The sequence below is a fragment of the Mycoplasma sp. ATU-Cv-508 genome (assembly GCF_004011945.1).
GTDB lineage: Bacteria > Bacillota_I > Bacilli_A > Mycoplasmatales > Metamycoplasmataceae > RYZV01.
The window spans coordinates 632,560-649,930 of record NZ_RYZU01000001.1; the positions used below are offsets into that span (position 1 = coordinate 632,560).

A 17,371-nucleotide genomic window follows, 5' to 3' on the forward strand; every position below is an offset into this window, starting at 1 on the left:
AGTAGATAAAGAATTAACGCGATGATGTAAGAATGAAATGAAACCGCAAGAATCGGAAATGAGTAAACTGTGAGTACAAACAGAATTAGAGAATTTGAATTTAAGGATTTGAGGTTGTGGGGAAAAAATCCTAGATACACAAACATACAAGAACTGAATTTAGACAACATAGGTTATGAGGATTACGATTGTGAAAGACAATTGGATGTTTACAATCAAAACTTGGATTCATATTATAAAAAGTTGATAAAGATTAGGCCGCAAGTTATCAAACTTCTTGATCTTACAGAGAGTCTATCCAGCGGGTTTAACCCTGACATTGACGAGATTTTGGTCAGCACATCTCCGTATTTGAGGAATAAGGATGAACGGTATAAAAAAGTCTTCTACGTTTTGGAGGGCAACAGAAGACTATTTTCGTTGCACCTAATTTTTAATCTTAATAATGCTAGAGAAACTTTAAGAAACTCTATTGGAAACGAATGGTATGCGAAATTTGAAAGAATATTCAACGGCCCCGTAGCAATTGATATCACCAAGATAGAATGCAAGGTGATCGATATAAAATTTAACGGCGAGGAACGCATAAAAAAGATTTTGAACAGCAGGCATTTTGGATACCGCAAAGGGAAGCTTAATTGACCTAGAGGTCTCGTTTTGCAGTCAATATATCAAAGGGTATTGAAGTTTAGGGAAGAAAAATCCATTTTAGACGATCAAAAAGCCACGAAAGAACAGATGAAAGATTTAAAAATTGATTTAGAAAATTTTACGGGCAAAAAAATCACAAACAGCGATCTTAATTCATCGCTATGAACAATTAGAGTTATAGACACTTACAACTACAAAAATCCTAACAACAAAATATCTTTTGAAGAAACTGACGAAGAATTAGGTAAGCATGAAGAGGATATAGAGCAAGAAAGAGGCACAGAAGGCGATGTTTTGTCTGATCAAAAAAACGTTGAGAGAAACCGTTTTTTGGGTTTAGATGCTTTTTCCATATCCTCCCTTGAATTGGCGTACACCACTATTAAGGCCTTTGATTCAAAAGGAAATAGAAAGTCCTTGTCTTCAATTATTGATCTCAAAACAGACACTTCAAGGTGAAAAATATCACACAATTTGAGCGAGAAAGAATGAAATCAGCTGTGCATTTACATAGTTGAATCAATAAGAAGCGGAAAACTAAACACCCGTAAATTTGAAGATGCATACGCTATTGAGCTGCAATCTATTTTACGAGATAAAAGCACTAAAATAAGCCAAGACATTATTGAGCAAACAAAAAACAAAAGAATGAGATACGAGGATTTAAGTTTGGGATCAATTATCAGTTCAAAAGAAAGTAACATTGAGTTTAAGACAGCTGAAGACAAAGACTTTTACAATTACATGAAAACGAAAGTTGTCCCACAATTTGAGCGAATTTCGGAACTTTCCAAAAAACTGGAAGAAGTTTTGACTTATTTGGATAAATTAGAGATTAGCGACGTTGACAAAAAATCTCTGTTCGGTTTAATATACACATGGACAGTAGATTTCCAACCCGTAGTTTTGGCTAAATACAGTGTTAAAATACGTAGATTTCCGTTTTTGACTGCATCTTCTTTATTGCGAAGCACGAGTGAATTGATTTCAAATTGGTTGGTTTTCATAGACAAAGAAAATGTCACAAGTAGTTTTCTAGATTGACTCAAGAATCTTAAAGACAAAGGTAGAGTCAAGGGCGAGTTCAACAACACCAAGTATAAACACATAGAAACCGCTATGTGCAAACAAACTATCATAAAGCATATATACGATATTTATTGTCACAAGTGCAACGGCAATGAAATACTTAGAAGGATTAGTTATAAAGATACAGAAATTACGAAGGCCTTTGAAAAACACTTCAAAACTAAATCAAGAACGAATTATTGGAATGTTGAATTTGACTTACCAAGTTTTGTCTCGTGGGTAGGTAGTACGAGAAGGTTGAACACCATGATTCATAAATGTCATTATGTTTATAGGGTTGTTAGCAATCCTGGAATAGAAACTTTGCCTGATCAACTAAACACGAACCTTGGTATTGTGTCTTCCTTTTTAGAAATGATATACGATTGGGCTAAAACTAAGTTGTACGTGGTTAATACGCTTACTCACTAGACACTTATTTTGTATGCATAACATAACTTGATGCTATTACTTTTTCTACTTGGAAAAAAGACGATGCTAGAAAGATCTAAAATTAATCACGATGAGGTGCTTTATGACAACTTTTGTAAGGGTGTCAAAATTTCTTTAAACAAAAGTGCCACATGAAAAATTATGAACAGATCGTGGGGAGACAAAACACACCGTATTTGTTCTTATACAGCCATGTTTCCTCCCGCTTTAGCAAGGTATTTTATAGAAAAATATTCATCAAAAAATGACACTGTTTTAGACACATTTTCGGGTCGAGGAACAACTGTATTGGAAGCTAGATTACTAAACAGAAGAGCTTTTGCTATGGATTTAAACCCTTTGGCTTATGTTCTTAGTAGAGCAAAGGCGAAAAGTTTCCGTGAAAAAAAACTCCTAAGACGCGTCTCTAATTTGGAAAAGGAATTCTATTCTTATTCAAACAAGGTAGACATAACCAGTCACAAGTTAAATTCGTTGAAAACCTATTACAGTGACGAAAATTTAAGACAAATTATTTTTCTCAAAGACAAGTTGGGTATTAATCATCTTTCATTGGATTATATTGACAATTATATCCTTGCTATTACCTTGGGACTTATGCACGGTCCAATGAGGAAAAACGGGGAGAGCATATATTTTTCTTTGCACATGAGCAACCATACTTCAATGTCAGAAAATTATGTTAGAAAATATGCTAAAAAAAATTGTTTGGAAAAGCCAGTGGACAATATTTTTGAAAAAATTAGCAGAAGAATAACTACGATTTTTTCTAGATCAGAATACAGTACGAACAATGCTATAGTGAAGATAGGGAATGCTTTAGAAGCTTCTAAGCATTTTAAGATTAGACCAAAATTAATTTTGACCTCTCCTCCGTATTTAAATTTGGTCAATTACACTCAGCAAAATTGAATAAAAATGTGAATGCTTGGGTACGAGAATCGTTACGACAATAAAAACATTGGAATAGACGATAAACATAAGGAAAATTCGTATGAGAAATTCATTTGCGGTTATCTCTACGAAATTTCTAAAATTTTTTTCAAAAAACACTAGGTTAGTTATGGTTATAGGTGATGCTAATAAGAGAGACTCAATAGGTGACGGCAACTTCTTTGAAAAAATTTGGAACAAAAATAGAGACAAATTACCGTTAATTTTGGAAGAAAAGTATACAGATTATCTTGACCCTGTGAAAAAAAGTTCAATTTCCCTAGGAACAAAAAGAGGCAAAGCCACGAAAATGGAACAAATTTATGTGTTTAGAAAAAAAGATTTAGCATTACCTTGCATCTAAGTAACTCAACTTATGTTTTTTGTATGTTGGTGTAAAACATATGGTGCCCAAGATGGGACTCGAACCCATAAGACTCGGAAGTCAGTAGATTTTGAGTCTACCGTGTTTGCCATTTCACCACTTGGGCTTGGCAGGAGCAGCAGGAATCGAACCCGCACCAGTAGTTTTGGAGACTACAGTTCTACCATTAAACTATGCTCCTACGCATTGGAATTGTATATCACTTTTTATTTGTGATCGCTCATTTTGTAGCTAAAAACACTTCCATTCTCTAAATTTAACGGATGTATTTTAGACATCTTAATTTTATCATTCGTTATAAAATTGGAAGAATTTGTTCAGAAATATCATAATTGGCGTTTCATAACTTATTTCTTCGTTGAGAAAAGAATAGCGAGGACTGTTAAACGCCGTTAGAAGATACGATCATCCGCTTAAGTAGGGGTTAAAACTATGACAATGTTTTCCGGCTATTGAAAATATGATTGTTGACGGTTTCATCAATGCCAATTTCCATTCTTGCATTGATGATACTTTGCAAAGTAGCCATGCAAAAAGATTATTGAAATATAAAGCGCCAGAGAGTCGTTTGATAAATGGATGTTCATTATTTTATGTTTGAAACAACTAAACAAGTTGGGTAGAATTAGAGCAAGGTGATTTATGTCGCTAAATAGATACGACATCATTATTATTGGTGGCGGAATAATCGGAGCTACCATTGCTTACCGTTTAGCTCTGTATAAACTTAGAATCTTGGTGCTTGAAAAAAACCCTTATTTAGCCGAAGAAACTTCAGCGGCGAATTCGGGTTTGATTCACGGAGGTTTTGATCCCGAACCGGGCAAATTAGAAGCTCGCTTTAATGTTGAAGGCAATAAGATGTGGCAGAGCGAAATTTTTCCTTATTTGGATTTTCCACGTCGAAAAATTGATTCAGTAGTAGTTGCATTAAGTGACGCAGAGGTTTCGGAACTCAATGTGCTTTATCAACGTGGACTTACTAATGGTGTCCATAAGAAGGATTTGAAAATTGTCGGAAAAAAGGAACTTCTTTCAAAGCATCCGTGTTTGACTAGTAAGGCAAAGGCCGCTCTTATTTGTACTTCTTCTTGGTTGATTGATCCTGTGAAGGCTAGTTTGGCTATGTTTGGAGCTGCTGTGCAAAACGGAGTGGAAATATTAAGATCTAGCGAGGTTGTAAACATTAAGTGAAAAGAGAAGTTTTGAGAGGTAAAAGTTCGTGATAATTCCAACATTTTTAGATCTAGAAACATCATAAATGCAGCTGGGCATTATGCTGACACAATTGCAAATTTAGCGGGTCAAGGTAATTTTGAGTTGATTGCGCGTAGGGGTGAATACAAAGTTTTGTCACGCAGCGAATCTCAATGTTTGAAGGCAGTTTATTTTATGGTGCCCACGGTTCATGGGAAAGGAGTTTTAGTTGCACCGCTTTTGGATGGTAAAGTGTTAGTCGGACCAACGGCAGAAGATGGTGTCACAAAAGAAGATACACGTCTAGTTACAGATGTCAAACAATCTGAAATTAGAAAAATTGGGCATCACTTAGTTCCGAATCTAGATATGAATAAAGTGGAAATGACTTTAGCTGGTTCGCGTCCCATTGACAAAGATACAGACGACTTTATTATTGCTTATGGAACAACAAGCAATAATTTTATAAATGTGGCGGGTATGCAGTCTCCGGCTATAGCATCTGCGCCTGCAATTGCATTTGAAGTTGAAAAACTGTTGAAATCACTTCCAAATGATTTCCAAATTGATACTGAATTTAATCCTCATTATAAGTTGATCTATTAGTAGTTGGCTAAACTTGAGTAGATAGTATCTCTATTTCACAACCTCAAATTTTGAGCGCTTCCCTTTACGATAAAAGGACAATTCATTTTTATTGAAAGTATTTTTTTAATCGTTATTTTCAAGTAATACTCCATAAAAAGTCTACAAATTCTTGTCTTGAGCTCAGTTTCAAGCAATTTGCTAACTATTAAAGTGTTTGAAAAACCATTTACAAAAAACAGAACATGCGAGACCTTAAAAAATACGACTTCTACTTCGGTTCAACAGGAGAATCGTTTTCAATATTTAAATACTTTGTTTTTTGGTATCGCCTGCGCGATTCCAAGTTATCCAATAAAATTCCTCTTATTTTAGGTATTTCCAAGATACTCTCTATGAAGAAGTTCAAATTTTTTTCTGCATCGTTATCAAATACGGCTTTAATTTCTTCGTAATTTATTTTCATTAAAGAGCAAAATTCTTTCCCAGTCATCAAATTTTCCTTCTTAATTATTCCCTTAAAGCCTTGGTATATTTGATCAATGCTGTTTGAGTTAAAACTACACATGAAGATTTCGGTTTTATAACTCACTGAGTTGGATATAAGGTTTGAAAATTCTTTTAATTGTTCCCATTCCCCATTAACTTTTTTGGTGTCAAATACTCAGCCCATTTTTAATTCAATGATATACATGGTTTCGTTGTCTTTTTGTATTACCAAGAAGTCTGGTTCAATCCTTTTTCCAAAATTTCATCTTCTTTTTACAACCTTTTTAGGCACTACCCACATAGATTGATTATCAAAATTTTTGTTTAGTATGTTTTGAAGTTCTTCAACATTTTTGATGGTTTTAGCCCCTGTTTTCTCTAAAACCAACTTCTCCAGTTGGTTTCCATTAGCAATCGAAGTTGCGTGTATTGCCGTTATTAATTTTGCTAGTTTCTCATCGTTAAGAACAATTGCATATGATCCGCTAGATTCTGTATTCGCTTTTCTTTCGCTGATTAAGGCCATATTTTTTTTTATCTTCTCCTACATCCGTCCCTAAAAAAAGTCTATTTATTGACACTGCGGCGGCCATTACAGAAAAACTTCCTGCTGCAGGATCCAATATTATATCACCTTCATTTGAGACAGAATTTATCAGTGTGGATTGCAAATTAAAAGGCTTTTGGTGTGGGTGAGTTCTGTTTTCAATTTTTTCTGTTCAAACATCTCTGATATTTCTCGTTTTTCATATACTTTTTGCCCTTATCGGAGGCTTTTGTAGAATCAGCAGGTACTCACTTTGCCTCCTTGTCCTATAACCCATGCCCATTTTATCTTTGTTCCAAACTATCATGTCAACTATAGATAGATCTGTTTCTCTGATTCAAGGAGCTATTCCTTGACATAAGTGAAATTTGTCAATCCATAAGAAGAGGTGTCCGGTTTCAACCAGGACTCTGTCAATTTGTTTAATAAATTTTTTAATGACACTCTCACTCATCTGTTGGAGCTTTGAGCGCTTTATTTGCCTACTGCCTTCGTTACCGTAAGAGAGTTTATCCAATACCCCTCTATATTGAGGATCAAAGAAAACCACGGAGATGCAATTATTTTTCACATTTTTTAGTAGTTGCAAGCCATCAATAGAATACCTATGATTAAATTCCATCACAGTTTTTTTGAAAATGCTGACGTTATCCAACTCCCGTAATCCGGTTCTCTTGTTAGATGCTGCGTTCTTTAAAACTTCCATAACAACAATTCTATCTCTTATCTATACTGAGTGCCAGTTATTTTTTTGCGGGAGCTCATTTATCTGCAATTTAAAAACTGTTGAAAAACTATAAGTCTTTTTCGCTCACCTTTTGATTTTCCTTATAAAGTCGTCTAAAATTACATTTACCTAATTGTTGCCAAACTTTGGAGGTAAAAATGAATCAACATTTACAAGTTTTTCTCGGTGAATTTGTCGGAACCGCCTTTTTAATTATGATGGGTAATGGAGTTGTGGCGAACGTAGTTTACAAGCGTACGAAAGCGACTAACGCCGGACCCTTTTTTATTTCTCTAGGTTGAGCTCTAGCGGTATTTTTAGCGGTGGTGCTAGCAAATGTTTGAGAAACGGGTGGTCACTTAAATCCAGCCGTATCAATAGCTATGCTTACGCGCGGAATCATAACTTGAACCCTGTTTGCTATTTACATTTCTAGCCAATTTTTAGGGGCTCTAGTGGGGCAGCTAATAGTTAGTGCAGTTTACTGAAATCATGCCAATGAACCCGATAACAGCCAAAATGTTATCCACGCTCACGCTACATCTCCTACCCATCCCGAACGAGTGTTTTCTAACCTAATCACAGAAATGGTTGCTACAACAGTTTTGGTTACGTTAGCAATGATAATCGTGATCTCTTATCAATCTGAGCAAAACGACGTTATGAATGACATGATGCGTTATGTTGGTCCGCTGACTATGGGACTAGTTGTTTTGTCGATTGGTTTATCTCTAGGTGGAGTAACCGGTTACGCTATCAACCCTGTTCGAGACTTTGTGCCGCGGCTTGTCTACCAATTAAGTCCGTATAAGCAAAAAACTAGCGCTAACTGAACTTACAGTTGAGTACCCGTTGTAGGGCCGTTGATTGCAGGCGTTATTGTTGGGGCTTTTGGAAGATTGATATAGTTGTACTAAAAAGAGGTAACTATGGAACTTAAACCACAGTACGTTTTAACTTTAGATGCCGGAACCACTTCTGTTCGTTCCTTAATAAGCGATAAAAAAGGAAAGGTTATAGCAGTCTCGCAGTTAGAGTTTACTCAATATTTTCCCCACTCGGGATGGGTAGAGCACGATCCTATTGAAATTTGAAAACGTTCAAAAAACCGCCATGGTTAACGCTAAGCGTCAACACGGCTTAAAATCAACACAGCTAGTAGCTTGCGGAATAACCAATCAACGCGAAACAATTGTGGTGTGAAATAAAAAGACAGGGCTACCAATTTACAACGCAATAGTTTGACAGGATCGCCGCACTAGCGACTTCTGCGACAAATTAATTAAATCTGGCAAGGCTAGTCTTTTTCAGCGCAAAACGGGCTTAATCATCAACCCTTACTTTAGTGGCACAAAACTAAAATGAATTTTAGACAATGTGCCCGGTGCTCGTCAAAAAGCACAAAAGGGTGAAATTTTGGCTGGCACCATCGACACTTGGCTAATTTGGTTGCTGACTAACGGAAGAGTCCATGCCACTGATGTCTCCAACGCTTCAAGAACTTTGCTCTTTAACATTCACACGCTTGAGTGAGATCAAGAACTTTGCAAAGTTCTTAACATACCGATTCAAATTTTGCCGGATGTAAAAAGTTCCAGTGATTTTTACGGAACAATTGAGCCAACCCATTTTTCTCAAGCAGCTCTAGGCGAAGTGCCCATTACGGGAGTTTGCGGTGATCAGCAAGCCGCTTTGTTCGGTCAGCTTTGTACGCAAGTCGGGCAAGTTAAAAATACCTACGGCACAGGTTGCTTTGCTTTGGTCAACACAGGCAATAAAGCCGTAACTTCACGCAACAAACTGCTTACCACCATTGCTTGAAAAATTGGCAAGCAGAAAACCGTTTATGCCTTAGAAGGTTCAGTCTTTGTGGCTGGAGCTGCTTTGCAATGATTGCGTGATAACCTAAGGATGATTTATGATGCTCCGATAAGTAATTACTATGCCCAATTAGCTGATAGCAAGGAGAGTGATCAAAGAATCTACTTTGTGCCCTCTTTTACCGGACTAGGGGCTCCTTATTGGGATTCAAATTCACGCGGAGCAATTTTTGGTTTAGAACGCGGCACTAAACGAGAGCACATTGTACGGGCTGCTTTAGAATCAATTGCCTACCAGAGCAATGATCTATTAAAAGCGATGGCTAAAGACTTAAAACATCCAATTAAGTTGCTTAAAGTTGATGGAGGAGCCGCTAAAAGTGATTTTCTCATGCAATTTCAAGCAGACATATCAGGACTAGAAGTAGTCAGACCACAAAATACCGAATCAACTGCTATGGGGCAGCTTTTTTAGCAGGATTACACGTTGGTTTTTGAAACTCAGTTGAAGAACTCCAAAAACTCGTAAAAGTTGATCGCAACTTCATTCCCGAGCTTAATTCCCAAAAAACCAAGCTTTTGATTAAAGGTTGAGACGAGGCAGTTAAGCGCACTTTAAACTGAACAAATTCGATCAAATAATTTCCAATTTTGGAAAAATGTTCCCTTTTTTCTCAATTAAAAACTTTAAAGTTATAATTAGGGCGAAAGGTGAGTAATGTGACATTGACTATTTACGAAGTCAATAAAATATTGAGTAGTGAAAACAAATCGAAGATTATCGCTCATTTTTGAAGATGTCAGTGCGAAAGAAACTGCGTTGAACAGATTGGGCACCTGCTGGGAATAAACCGCGTAAACCTTTCAAAACACTTAGGTAAGTTGTTAAAATTTGGCGTACTAAAGTACAAACAAGTTGAAGAAAAGCGTGTCTATTCCATCAATCCTAAATGAAGAAACGAATGGTTTACAATTGTAGAACCAATCCTCCAAGTTCGTGAAAACGCTCCGTACGCGTGTTCATGTTCGCCGAAAGGATAAGAATGAAAAACCAACACGATCGTGACCACGGTTCACACTCTAACATGAATGATGGTAGAGACAACCGAGGAGGACACGATAATCGAGGAAACCACCACATGCACCGCGACAACCACGGTAGTCACAATCATGGACATGGTGGCCACCACGATAAAGAAAAAGGAAACCACGGAAACCATGATGGTGGACGCGGTAACATGGGAGGCGGCAACGACTAATAAATCCGATGACCGGGTAGACAAACGTCACCGCTGTCCTTGTGGTTGTGAACATATGCAAAGTTGCTCTTGCGACCACCAATTAAAAAAATAAAATACTTTTTGTTCAAAATATACGCCCTAACGTTCTAGCCGACGTTAGGCGTTTTTTAGTTTGGTTGTTTTATTTAGTAAGGTGTTTTTTAATGATTAGTTATTTGACAAAGATCGGCCTTCACAAACAAAAGCGCTTAACGTTAAGATTCTTTATTTTTGGCCACTATATAAATGACAAACATGAAAACAATCATTTATTTGCAGCGACAAAGTGAGTTTGTTGGGAGAATCAGTACTATCACTAATTTTCCAAGAAAGATTAATTTTTTTTAACAAAGTAAGTTTTTCCTTAGTAATGAAATCTCTTAAATGGTTGTTGATTCGTTCAACAACTATATGCCCATCATTTTTTTTGATTAGTTGTTTTAGTTTTTTAAAATAACCAAAATCTTCAAGTTCTTTGAAGACTTGCTTTTTGATCTGAATCAAAATGTTTAGTGCTATTTCTTCTATAACGGTCATGTATATAGTGAAGAGAGAGAATTTTGTATCGTAACTGGTTAAATCTTTTTCAAACCATTCTCCATGTAGCAATTTATTTCTAACTTCAAGTCCGTTATCTATAAACGAAGAACACATATAATAGTGTAGAAATGATTTTGTATTTTCGCTTAACGGGTATTTTATTCCGGTTTTATTGTGTTTAGCGTTTACTTGTTCTTGGGTTAACAATGCTCCTAAACTTTTGTAATCTTTTTGCATTTTGTCGTTATCTTTATGAAAATACATGAATAGATTTTTGACAAGTTTTTCAATAGCAACACAAGTGAACATGGATTGCTTGAGATTTTCTATCTTGGTGTATTTTTTTGTATTCAAAAATCCTTCAAACATATCTGTTACTGCGTAAATATCAAATTTTATCTTCTCTTTTTTAACTTCCATAAAGTTAAGACAAAGATTTAATAGCTTTTTTACTCTTTCCAAATATTGTTTCTTCCTTTCTCTTAATAGCATTTGTAGAATTTGTTTTTTTATAATTAGCCCAGTTTCAACCGGAAATATAAATGAATGTTTGTACTTGCTTGTTGAATCACTTTCAAAAATATCGGCAAGTTTGTTGCTAATCAATTTTTCATCGGTAATTGATTTGAACTGATCTGTTTCTAGGAATGTTAGTATAGGTCCAAATCCATCCATAGCGTCGCTCACTAATTTTAAAAACTCTTCACAATGGATGTTGGGAACGATATATTGCAACGTTTCTAAATGTATACCTTTTTTGCTTTCTTCCTTGATTAAAGAATTTATTTTGTTGCTTTGTTCCTTGATAAGGTTTTGTACTGAAAAATTATCTCCAAATTTTTTGATATTTTGCTTAACAACCTTTAGTAGTTTTTTATAAGATTCATAAGAAAAGAGAATAAAATTTGGTGCCACAACTCATTCATAAAATTTGTTTAGAATTTGTTTAATAAACTCACTTTTTGTCTCTAAATAGTAAGCATCCAAGTTTTCTATATAACAAGAAAGTAATTCCAATTTGTTTAGCATATACTGGTTTTGTGAGAGAAGATTTTCCATTTCTTGAGTAAAAGCTTTTTTTAATGTAGCATCTTTCGTTAAAAAAGTGTTTTTGCAGTATCAAAATACATTTTTGGAAAAAAGTCTAGAAATGCTTGGATAGTTTTTGTTATCTATGAAATTTCAATTTTCAGTAACTAGATTAAGCAGATCCACGTGAGACAGCGATTTGATATTTTTATTTTTTACTTGATCTTCTATTAAGTCAAGATTGCTATTTAAGTATCGTAGCATTAGATTTAAATTTTTTTTGATGTTTGTTTTTAGATCTTGCTTAATTCTTCTTAGGAATGTGCCATAATCGCCCTCTAGTATTTTTTGAAAGTACTCGTCGGTAAAAGTATCTTTTTCTCTGTCTAAAATATCTCTTTCCATTGATAGTAACTCGTTTAGATAAAAGGACAAAAGAAAATCTGCCAATGTTCATGAGTTTGGTAATTCTTTCAGATTAGATTTAAGGTACAGAATGAATATATCTTTAGCATTATTCATAAAATGATCTATAAATGCATTTATTCCTAAGCCACGCAACCCATAATATCGCCTATTCGCTATTTTGTCATCAATATTAATTACTTGAAGAAATTCTTCTGATGTTTTCGTCGCCATTATAATTAATCATTATATTTCAAGAAACACCATAATCTCTTAAATCACAAGCAAATTTGTAATTGTGTCTTCTAAATACTAAAGTTTTTGTGCGTTGAAAGGTTTTTTATGAAATAAATTCATTTTAAGTTTTACAACGATCTACTTACTTTTTAAGTAACCAACTACCCATCATTGAGAACAGTTTTAACTGATTAAGGAGACACAAAATTTAAAGATGAGAAATGCGCAGTTTTGGATGAAGCGTTATCAATGATTTTATAGTCAAGACTAATTGTTAGCAAGACTTTTGTCATAGAAACCATTTTGAATTACCTTTTTAACTAAACATGTGTTGATAATTAAATTGTGGTATAACCAGTGTTTGAACGCATGAAAAAAGAAAAAAATGGAGAAACAACTTCATCGTTTTCATATGAGTGTTGTTTTCTTTGTTATGGTAGTTATGTGCTAATCTTGAGCAGTATATTTTAAAGTTAAGAGGTGATTAATGATTGTTTTTTTACATAGTCATTGTTTAAATTTTTTTGTTGATTTTTAGAATTTATTTCAATAAATTTTTCAATCAAGGAAGCATTCAGTGCGAAATTGTGCGCTATATCAGTTATTGTTAATTCACTGTCACTTTTATGACCCTTAACTTTATCCACTTTGTTTGCCAGGTGTTTAGAAAATGTTCACACATGTTTATATAAATTTCGATCTGTTTGGTTTAAAAACTCTAGGTCATCAGGTTTAATCTTTTCAAATCCACTGTAGATACTACAAATTAAACCGGATAACTCTATTTCGCTTCTATTAGGACTAAGCAATTCAATGATGGGTGTGGCTTTTTCTTCGCTGATGTTTTTCAGATTTTCTACAACTGGCGTAAACTTACTGTATTCAAATGGAATAAATGCGTTTTGTTCTGTCAGATTTTCTCATTTTATTTTGTAATCTGGTGAATACTTTTCTAATATGTTCTTTCATTTACTACTTCTTTCCTCAAGGCCAGAATTATGGCGAAAATAATGCGGTTTTTTTGTGTAGATTAAGTGGATCAATGAGATAGTGAACAATATTTGCGCCAATAGTCATTCAGGGTTTTGTTCATCGCTAGTAGAGTTTTCTCCGTAAAAAAAATTCACACAATTTTTAAAATTTTCACAATTTAAAGTATAATCACCACGAAGTTCTTCAAGAGCAATTGCTCACGCATAATTACCAGACCCGAGCGTAGTTGTTTTCAACTTATTAAGAAGATCGTTCAATACCATTTGTCGCTTCTGATCAAACGACAAGACTTTTAAAGACATGGCAGAATTATAAATCAACATTTATTTTTTTAACTGATAGCACGTCTAAGTTTTATAAAAACTAAAATACATTTATTGCTATTTCGCGAACTTTAAGTTAGTTTTGGTACGGCCACACCGTTTTTTTGAGGAAAATATTCACGTAAAATGGGGATTAAATCAACTGTTTCTTCCCCAGGACAATTTATCCTTTTCTTAAGACCTGAGAGAATTCGTGCCATTTGCGTTTTCTTTACAGGTCTATTAATGGGTTTATTGATTTTCAGTTTTGACAAAAGTTTAATTATCAAATTTTCCATATTGCTTTTACCGGACTCAGAACCACTATAAAGTATTTGTTCGCTAATTCTTGCAACAATACCGTATTGATCTTGAATAATCCAATCATTTACTTCGTCTAGAAGACTAGTAGTTTGTTCTTCGGATCACGATTCAGGTATCGTAATGCATTTCGAAAAGTAATCATAATCTTGGACAAATTTCTTTAAATTGAGCGATTCGGCTATTCTTTGTAATTGTATTGGTAACCCCAGCCAAATAGTTGGTGATTCGATGCACCATTTGCTGTAAATGTAGGAAATGAAATACGCGAAAAAAGAGTCTCCAAATTCTTTTTTAAATTCCTTAACGAACTTTAAAACATTTTTTTCTAATTTTACTTCATTGGTTTCTATGATTTTTTTTGCAGACGAAATTTTTTCCAAATGTTTTTCGCCAATCAGAGTGCCTTTCATATCGAGGATCAAACTTTTAAAATGGACGAAAATGTCAACAAGTTTTGGGAGATCCGGATTCTTATCTGCCGTCATAGATCCAATAGTTCTTATTATTTCTAAAATATCTTCTTTAGCAACGTCTATGAATAGCAGTGGGTAAGTGCTTACATGCTGATTTTTAAAATAATTTTCAATTATGTGCCCAAAACACCATCATAGTAACTCATGATGCTTTAACTCGCTTGTTAAGTAAATATATTTTAAACTGTGGTTATGCTGAATTTCCTCCAAATATTTATTGAATTTTTGCAAAGAATAAACGTCAGCTGGAAGTATGTCCGAACCAAGCACCTCAACAATTTTGTTTATGTCAAAATCTGTTATCAAAGGTTTTTCAAACAAACTTTCAAAATTGCCGAAAAAGTTGGTATGCGCAGGAAAAGATATCTTATTTTCGTTTATTTTAAAACCTTCTAAATTTTTTCCCATGCACTCTAAAAGGTTTCTAAGTCTATCTATGTGGAAATCGTTCTCGGTTTTTATAGTTAAATATAATGAATATGCTTTTCGCATTTTTGATTTTAGTTCTTCATTTTTTAGTTTTGGAGGCATTATTTCGTTTAGGTAACTGTCTGCTTCCTTAAAATGCCGCAAATTAACATTTTTAAACATTGTAGTAGGCAGAAATATTCTTTCTCTGACGATTTTATCCAAATTGTTTATGAAATTGGAATGTAGTATCAAATAAACATCGTTTCTAAACATTAGTTCGTTAACCATCGGAGCTAATTGTTGGTGTGATGGATTCCTATCGGGATCATCTATCAGTATGAGTTTACGGTATTTTCAAAACCCTCAATTTCAAAATCACCCCAAAATAACTCATATAAACAAGAAAACATATTCAAGTAGCGTTAGAAGAAAAGAAAGGAAGTAGTTGAAGTAACTGTCATTGTCTTCCTTGGTGAAAGATAGTCCACAACTCTTAGAACCCAAAGAGAAAGATTGCTTGTTTCCAAATAAATTCTTTACAAAAGTGCTTTTTCTTTTCACTCACCACATGTTGAAGTAAAGGATTATGGTTCCGTATTTTCAGCACACATAGGTTCCTATTAGTTTTTGTGCATAATGAGTTTTTCCGCCGCCAAATTGTTCAAAAATGTGAACTGCTTTTTCCTTAAATATGACTTTAACGTCCTCCTTAATTTTTGTATTTAGTTCTTCCTTGTTTAAGTCATATATCTTCAATGATTGCTCAGTTCAATTTTTATAAAGGCAATAATTTATCACTCTGTAAATCAGCGAAAACAAAAAAATCAAACTTGGGAGTAAAAGCGTTAAATAAAATCATTTTCAATCGCCCGATAAGCAAAGAGATATAAAAATCCATATGGCGCACACTAAAATAATTGCCCATCCAGTTTTTAAGAATATTTGCCCAAGAACTTTAATTAAGGCGCTTGATAATCCTGGTTTGTTCATTTAAAATCACCATGTTTAAACTTAATCTTGTGGACATTTTATAAATTTACTCCGAAGTACCTAGATTCATAGCAAAATTTGATATTTTTTAGCTGCATAACTACCAATCTTAGTATCGTGAGAAGTTTAACCTAATCATTTTCCTTTATCTTCCGTTAATTTGTTAGTATACGTCAAAAAAACACTGAATTAAGTGCTAAACCAAAAAAATGATGAACGTTAGTTTGCTGTTTACTACATAATCTTAAAATGGGGCGCAGATAATTAAATTCATGCTGTTAAACCGCTCGCTTCATCGGTCGTTTATAATTAAGGCAATTTCGCATTTAAAATAAAACAATGGCAAAAAAAACACTTGACGACATTAATCTCAAAAATCAAACAGTGCTAATGCGCGTTGATTTTAATGTTCCAATTGAAAATGGTCAAATAATGTCCGACAAGCGAATTACGGCTGCGCTCCCTTCAATTGAAAAAGTGATCAGTAGTGGAGGGAAGTTAGTCTTATTCTCCCACTTAGGTCGCGTTAAAACTGAGAAAGATAAAGAGAGATACAGTTTGAAAGTTGTTGCAGAGAATCTTAGTAAGAAACTAGGCAAAGAAGTAATTTTTATTAACAAAACTCATGGACCTAAGTTAGAGAAGGCAATTGATAATTTAAAACCTGGTCAAGTTTTAATGGTTGAAAACACTCGCTTTGAAGATCTAAACAACCGCGCTGAAAGTTCTAATTCTCCAGATTTAGGCAAATACTGAGCTTCGCTCGGCGACGTTTTTGTGAATGATGCTTTTGGAACTGCTCATCGTTCCCACGCATCAAATGTTGGCATAGCCCAAAATATTGCTGTTTCAGCAGTCGGCTATTTAGTTGAAAAAGAATTAAAGATGCTTGGTCAAGGACTTGATTATCCCGAGCATCCTTTCGTAGCAATCGTTGGCGGTGCAAAAGTTTCTGACAAAATCAAAGCCGTTGAGAATCTGCTTCAAAAAGCTGACAAAGTGATTATCACTGGCGGAATGGCGAGTACATTTAACAAAGCGCTTGGTAACAAAATCGGCGATTCTCTAGTTGAAAATGATTATGTAGATTTGGCCCGGCGTTTACTTAACAGGTACAAAGATAAAATCGTTTTGTCAATTGATTTTGCAATTGCTCCTAAATTTACCAATGCACCCCGTAAAGAAACCGAGGGCGTTGACATTCCTGACCACTGGATGTCGCTCGACATCGGCCATAAATCAATCGCTCTGTTTGAGAAAACTTTGCACGGAGCCAAAACAGTCGTTTGAAATGGACCAGCAGGTGTAACTGAGTTTTCTAACTACGAGCAAGGAACAATCGCACTTGCCCACGCGATTGCTAAGCAGCCGGGCGTGTTTGCTATCATTGGTGGCGGAGATTCGGCTGCGGCGGCAATTAAGCTTGGTTTTGAAAGTAAGTTTTCTCACATTTCAACCGGCGGTGGTGCCTCTCTAGCTTACATGGAAGGTAAACCCTTACCAGCTATAGACGTAATTCAAAACGCCTAAAG

At 34.8% G+C, this 17,371-nt stretch carries 11 protein-coding genes, 2 tRNA genes and 1 pseudogene; 7 read left to right on the forward strand and 7 right to left on the reverse strand.

Going from position 1 to position 17,371, the window contains the following annotated elements; genetic code table 4:
* Positions 1-69: 69 nt before the first annotated feature.
* The 3 genes from CSH31_RS03865 (at position 70) to CSH31_RS03875 (ending at position 3,469) form a co-directional block, all read left to right on the forward strand.
* Positions 70-2,151: a hypothetical protein gene (locus CSH31_RS03865; RefSeq protein WP_128008890.1), complete on the forward strand. Its 2,082-nt coding sequence runs from the start codon at positions 70-72 to the stop codon at positions 2,149-2,151.
* Positions 2,152-2,214: 63 nt separating this feature from the next.
* Positions 2,215-3,228 (forward strand): DNA methyltransferase, encoded by a 1,014-nt coding sequence (locus tag CSH31_RS03870; protein WP_161565731.1) that lies wholly within the window; start codon positions 2,215-2,217, stop codon positions 3,226-3,228.
* A gap of 7 nt (positions 3,229-3,235) precedes the next feature.
* Positions 3,236-3,469, forward strand: coding sequence for a hypothetical protein (locus CSH31_RS03875; protein WP_128008892.1), 234 nt, complete (start codon positions 3,236-3,238; stop codon positions 3,467-3,469).
* 41 nt (positions 3,470-3,510) lie between these two features.
* Here CSH31_RS03875 and CSH31_RS03880 read toward each other — a convergent pair.
* Together CSH31_RS03880 and CSH31_RS03885 are read right to left on the reverse strand one after the other, a co-directional pair.
* Positions 3,511-3,596 (reverse strand) — tRNA-Leu (locus tag CSH31_RS03880).
* 1 nt (position 3,597) lies between these two features.
* Positions 3,598-3,671, reverse strand: a tRNA-Trp gene (locus CSH31_RS03885).
* 434 nt (positions 3,672-4,105) lie between these two features.
* Here CSH31_RS03885 and glpO point away from each other — a divergent pair.
* Positions 4,106-5,293, forward strand: coding sequence for a type 2 glycerol-3-phosphate oxidase (gene glpO, locus CSH31_RS03890; protein ID WP_236630717.1), 1,188 nt, complete (start codon positions 4,106-4,108; stop codon positions 5,291-5,293).
* A 250-nt stretch (positions 5,294-5,543) separates the two neighbouring features.
* On the opposite strand, the gene CSH31_RS03895 is transcribed toward glpO, so the two are convergent.
* Both CSH31_RS03895 and CSH31_RS03900 read right to left on the reverse strand, forming a co-directional pair.
* The gene (locus tag CSH31_RS03895; RefSeq protein ID WP_128008894.1) at positions 5,544-6,287 is read right to left on the reverse strand and encodes a type II restriction endonuclease; all 744 of its coding nucleotides are present in this window, start codon (positions 6,285-6,287) and stop codon (positions 5,544-5,546) included.
* The gene (locus CSH31_RS03900; protein WP_128008895.1) at positions 6,247-7,014 is read right to left on the reverse strand and encodes a DNA methyltransferase; all 768 of its coding nucleotides are present in this window, start codon (positions 7,012-7,014) and stop codon (positions 6,247-6,249) included. The genes CSH31_RS03895 and CSH31_RS03900 overlap by 41 nt, the downstream gene beginning before the upstream one ends.
* A gap of 179 nt (positions 7,015-7,193) precedes the next feature.
* On the opposite strand from CSH31_RS03900, the gene CSH31_RS03905 reads away from it, so the two are divergent.
* Positions 7,194-7,943, forward strand: a complete 750-nt coding sequence (locus CSH31_RS03905) for an MIP/aquaporin family protein (RefSeq protein ID WP_128008896.1) — start codon at positions 7,194-7,196, stop codon at positions 7,941-7,943.
* Between the two features lie 21 nt (positions 7,944-7,964).
* Positions 7,965-9,497 (forward strand): annotated as a pseudogene (glpK, locus tag CSH31_RS03910) (glycerol kinase GlpK).
* A gap of 863 nt (positions 9,498-10,360) precedes the next feature.
* On the opposite strand, the gene CSH31_RS03915 reads toward glpK, so the two are convergent.
* The 3 genes from CSH31_RS03915 to CSH31_RS03925 all read right to left on the reverse strand — a co-directional run bounded on the left by CSH31_RS03915 (position 10,361) and on the right by CSH31_RS03925 (position 15,605).
* Complete coding sequence (locus CSH31_RS03915; RefSeq protein ID WP_128008897.1) at positions 10,361-12,343, reverse strand: hypothetical protein; 1,983 nt, start codon at positions 12,341-12,343, stop codon at positions 10,361-10,363.
* 476 nt (positions 12,344-12,819) lie between these two features.
* A complete protein-coding gene (locus CSH31_RS03920; protein ID WP_161565732.1) occupies positions 12,820-13,641 on the reverse strand; it encodes a hypothetical protein in 822 nt (273 codons plus the stop codon).
* A 92-nt stretch (positions 13,642-13,733) separates the two neighbouring features.
* Complete coding sequence (locus CSH31_RS03925; RefSeq protein ID WP_128008899.1) at positions 13,734-15,605, reverse strand: hypothetical protein; 1,872 nt, start codon at positions 15,603-15,605, stop codon at positions 13,734-13,736.
* A gap of 573 nt (positions 15,606-16,178) precedes the next feature.
* Between CSH31_RS03925 and CSH31_RS03930 the strand changes: the two genes are divergently transcribed.
* Positions 16,179-17,369, forward strand: coding sequence for a phosphoglycerate kinase (locus tag CSH31_RS03930; RefSeq protein ID WP_128008900.1), 1,191 nt, complete (start codon positions 16,179-16,181; stop codon positions 17,367-17,369).
* Positions 17,370-17,371 lie beyond the last annotated feature (2 nt).